The organism is Okeania sp. SIO3I5 (assembly GCF_010672085.1).
Lineage (GTDB): Bacteria > Cyanobacteriota > Cyanobacteriia > Cyanobacteriales > Microcoleaceae > Trichodesmium.
This window is the reverse complement of sequence record NZ_JAAHHT010000298.1, coordinates 1-4,226: the sequence shown is the minus strand read 5'-3', so window position 1 is coordinate 4,226 and position 4,226 is coordinate 1. Positions and strand designations below refer to the sequence as shown.

2 protein-coding genes are annotated in these 4,226 nt (G+C 36.4%); one reads left to right on the top strand and one right to left on the bottom strand.

Annotation, left to right across the window (positions count from 1 at the left end):
- On the bottom strand, positions 1-3,052 hold a 3,052-nt coding region (locus tag F6K40_RS35660; RefSeq protein ID WP_293143523.1), incomplete at its 3' end, for a cobaltochelatase subunit CobN.
- Positions 3,053-3,217: 165 nt separating this feature from the next.
- Here F6K40_RS35660 and F6K40_RS35655 point away from each other — a divergent pair.
- Complete coding sequence (locus F6K40_RS35655; protein ID WP_293143520.1) at positions 3,218-3,712, top strand: hypothetical protein; 495 nt, start codon at positions 3,218-3,220, stop codon at positions 3,710-3,712.
- Positions 3,713-4,226 lie beyond the last annotated feature (514 nt).

Genomic DNA, 4,226 nt, shown 5'->3' with positions numbered 1-4,226 from the left:
AGTCTGAAGATTTTTCGGAAGTGGAGACCTCGGACGTTGCACCTTCTATTTCTGTAGAAAAATTCTGCTGATTTTGCTGTGGAAGTAAGAGGGAGTCTGAAGATTTTTCGGAAGTGGAGACCTCGGACGTTGCACCTTCTATTTCTGTGAAAAATTTTGCTCTATTTTGCTGCGGAGGTGAGAGGAAGTCTAAGTCTTTTTCTGCACCGGAGGAGTTATAACCTAAACCTTCTGTTTGTGTGGAAAATTTTTCCTCATTTTGCTCCTTAGAAGGGAGAGAGTCAGAAGCGAAACTTTCTATTTCTGTGAGAAAATTTTCCCGATTTTCCTGAGGGAGTGAGAGAAAGTCTAAGTCTTTTTCGGAATTGCAAAACTCGGAAGTTACCTCTTCTGTTTCTGTAGAAAATTTCTCCTGATTTTGCTGGGGAGGTGAGAGGAATTTTGAGGATTTTTCAGAAGTAGAAAACTCGGAAGCTACATCTTCAAATTCTAAAAAATTCTTAGAATTAATCCGTACATCCGTGGCAAAATCCTTGTTAGCTGAGTCTTTTTCTAAAAACGATAAATCTCTATCCAAACCTTCTTTTTCTATGAGATTAATTATCCGCTCCCGAATCACAGATAACCGAGATGGATCTAAATTTTGTGCTTCATAATATTCATCAATTAAACTTTCTAATTCCTGCAAAGCACCATAAATTTCAGCACGAGTCATAGGTGGAGTTAAATGATCGATAATTACAGCTTGCGACCTCCGTTTAGCTTGAGAACCTTCTCCTGGATCGTTAACAATAAAAGGATAAAAATGTGGCAAAGCACCGAGAGCTATTTCTGGAAAACATTCTTGAGATAAACCGACACTTTTACCAGGCAACCATTCTAAATTTCCATGTTTTCCCACATGAATAATTGCATCTATTTTAAATTTTTCTCTCAACCAATAATAGAAAGCTAAATAATTAGGAGTCGGTTCTAAATCTGGAGCATGATAATTTAAACTGGGGTCGATATCGTAACCCCGCGAAGGTTGAATACCAACAAAAATATTCCCTAGCTGAATGCCTGGAATAGGAAAATTATCAGTTTCTTTATCTTTCTGAAATTCTGAAAAATTACTAGAAACATCTTGGGAAAAAGATGGTGAAATTTTAGTGGAATTAATCCGTGTATCCGTGGCAAAATCCGTCTCTGGCGCTGTGTCAAAATCTCCGTCATTATCTTTCTGAAATTCTGAAAAATCACTAGCAACATCTTGGGAAAAAGATGGTAAAATTTTGGTGGAATTAATCCGTACATCCGTGGCAAAATCCGTGTTTGGCGCTGTGTCAAAATCTCCGTCATTATCTTTGTGAAATTCTGAAAAATTCCTAGAAATATCTTTTCCTAAAGATGGAGAAACCATAACAGAATTAATCTGTGTATCCGTGACAAAATTTGTGTCTGGCGCTGTGTCAAAATCTCCATCATTATCTTTGTAAAATTCTGAAAAATTCCTAGAAATATCTTTTCGTAAAGATGGAGAAACCATAACAGAATTAATCCGTGTATCCGTGGCAAAATCCGTGTGTGCCGTGGCAAAATTTGTGTCATTTCTATTCCCCCATCTTTGAATAATTTTTTCCCTTACAACTTCTTGCAAACCAGCAAAATAAGTTTCAAATTCTGCCAAAGATAAAGACTGAAAAACAGGACGTAATTCACGACTTTCCCAATCATTTGTTACCCCAGAAGTCAGACGTTTAATTAACTCATCCCCCGTTGCCGGAACACTTTCCAAATAATAACCATATCCCTCTAAAGCTCCAAGAATTTCTACACAACTAGCAGGAGTATCTAACCCCACTCCATTAGCAAGACGACCATCACGATTAGGATAATTTGCTAATATTAATGCGATGCGACGTTGAGATGCTGGAGTTTGTCGTAACTTGATCCAATTAGCAGCTAATTCTGACACAAAATCAACCCTATCTTGAACCGGAAAATAACTAACTACATCTGTTTCTAGCTCAGAATTCCAAGTTTGAACTGCCTTAAAAGAAATTGCCCGACTAATAATATTTCCATCTACTTCCGGCAGTGCAATATTCATTGCTACATCCCGTGGCGAAAGACCTTGAAATTGACTTTCCCACTGCTCAAAATTCCCACCACTAAAAATTACTTGTAAAACTGGTACATCTAAATTTTTTCCCTGCCTTAATAAAGGATGACTAGGAGATTTTTCACTGGAAAAATCTCGATCGTTTACAACAGAGACAGCAAAACTCGTTGTGTTTAACAATAATTGAATTGCTTCAGCATTTTCAGGTTGAAAATATGCCAATATTTCTCCCTGAACTTCTACATCTCTAGGAGAAGAGACAAATACCGGAACAGGTTCTAAATTTTTTTCTATTAAAGCTTGGCAAAGAGCATCTATCGGAGCAACATTTCCAGACAAATAATGAGCGCGATAAAATAATATTCCGACCTTTGCCTTTCTACTTTTCTCTTCTTTTTGCCAAGGATAAATTCCGACTCGCGGTACTGATATAGGTGAGGCAAAATCATAACTTTTTCCCAGACAAATATTAGCGATAAACTTCAAACCATTAACAAAATTATCTACGCCACCTTCTATCAAATATTGCCAGAATTGATTAACTAGAGAAATCGCCACATTAGAATGACTAATTAAATCTGGATCAGGGCGGTCATCTCCAGGAATTACTATTAGTTTCGCCCGATTTTTTTCTATCACTTCTAACAAAACTTCCAAACCATAAGACCAATATGAACGCCCCCCCAAAAGTCGAACAATAATTACTTTTGCCTTGGATAAAATATCATCAGCATAAGTATCAATAGTTAACTGTTGTTGTAAATGAAGTAAATTAGCAACTCGCAGTTGTGGAAAATCAAAAGGTAACTTATTAACTGCTGCTGCTAAAGTTTGAATATCCGTATCTGCTGCAGTTAAAAATATTATTGGTGCAGGAGTTTGTTCGATAAAAATTACCCCTTCTGCTTGAGGGTTCCAACCACCAGGAGTAGCTGCTATTCGGTGCATATATTTGTATTATTTAAAAAGCCATTAAATCTTACCATAAACTTTCCTTCTTATCTATTAATTGTTAGATAAAAAGATCGGCACTTTAACTCCCGGAATTTTTGGAGCGAGCGCTGTAGATTGAATATAATAGGAATTAAATTAATTTTTAAATTAGAGATGGAAATGATGGAAGTAAATTTGACAACTTGGAGAATATTCTCAATAGTATTATCAATATTTGTAGGAACTTTCAGCGGTATGAGCGGTTATCTATTTACTAAATCTCAACTATCTCAAACTCCATCTATACCAATGCAAGTTCAGGAAAGTCGCTCTCTGATATCTTTAACAGGTAAAATTAGAGAAAAACCTTGGAGTAAAAGTGTTGAGTCTTGGGTAGCAGGAGATAGCAATTATTATGTCTTAGATGTAGGAGATTTAGAAATAGAAAAACGTTCTGCTAAAAAAGGCGTAATTCTGCGTGCTTCAGAAGCGATCGCTTTTGAAAGTTTTGCCGAATATGTTGGAAAAAAAGTGGAAGTAAAAGGAGAATATGTTGATAGTAAACCATATCAACCAAAAAGTGCTTATGAGTCTTATCCAATGGGAATGGATGGCAAACCTTTACCTAGAGGTGCAGGATTTAAAGTTTATGAAATTAGGGTGTTAGATAAATAGATATTAGTTGTTTTTTCACAATGAAAAATTTAGTACCTCTAGTCTTTCCCTTGCCAAAGTCGGAAAAATTTCTACCTTTTCGACTCTACTATTTATCTGAGAATAAAAAATTTACCAACTCTAGTCTTTTTCCTTTCCCAAGTCAGAAAAATTTGCCACCTCTAGTCTTTCCCCTCCCCAAAGTCGGAAAAATTTCTATCTTTCCCCCTCTACTATTTATTTGAGAGTCAAAAATTTACCAACTCCAGTCTTTCCCCTCCCCAAAGTCGGAAAAATTTCTATCTTTCCCCCTCTACTATTTATTTGAGAGTCAAAAATTTACCAACTCCAGTCTTTCCCCTCCCCAAAGTCGGAAAAATTTCTATCTTTCCCCCTCTACTATTTATGTGAGAGTCAAAAATTTACCAACTCCAGTCTTTCCCCTCCCCAAAGTCGGAAAAATTTCTATCTTTCCCCCTCTACTATTTATGTGAGAGTCAAAAATTTACCAACTCCAGTCTTTCCCCTCCCCAAA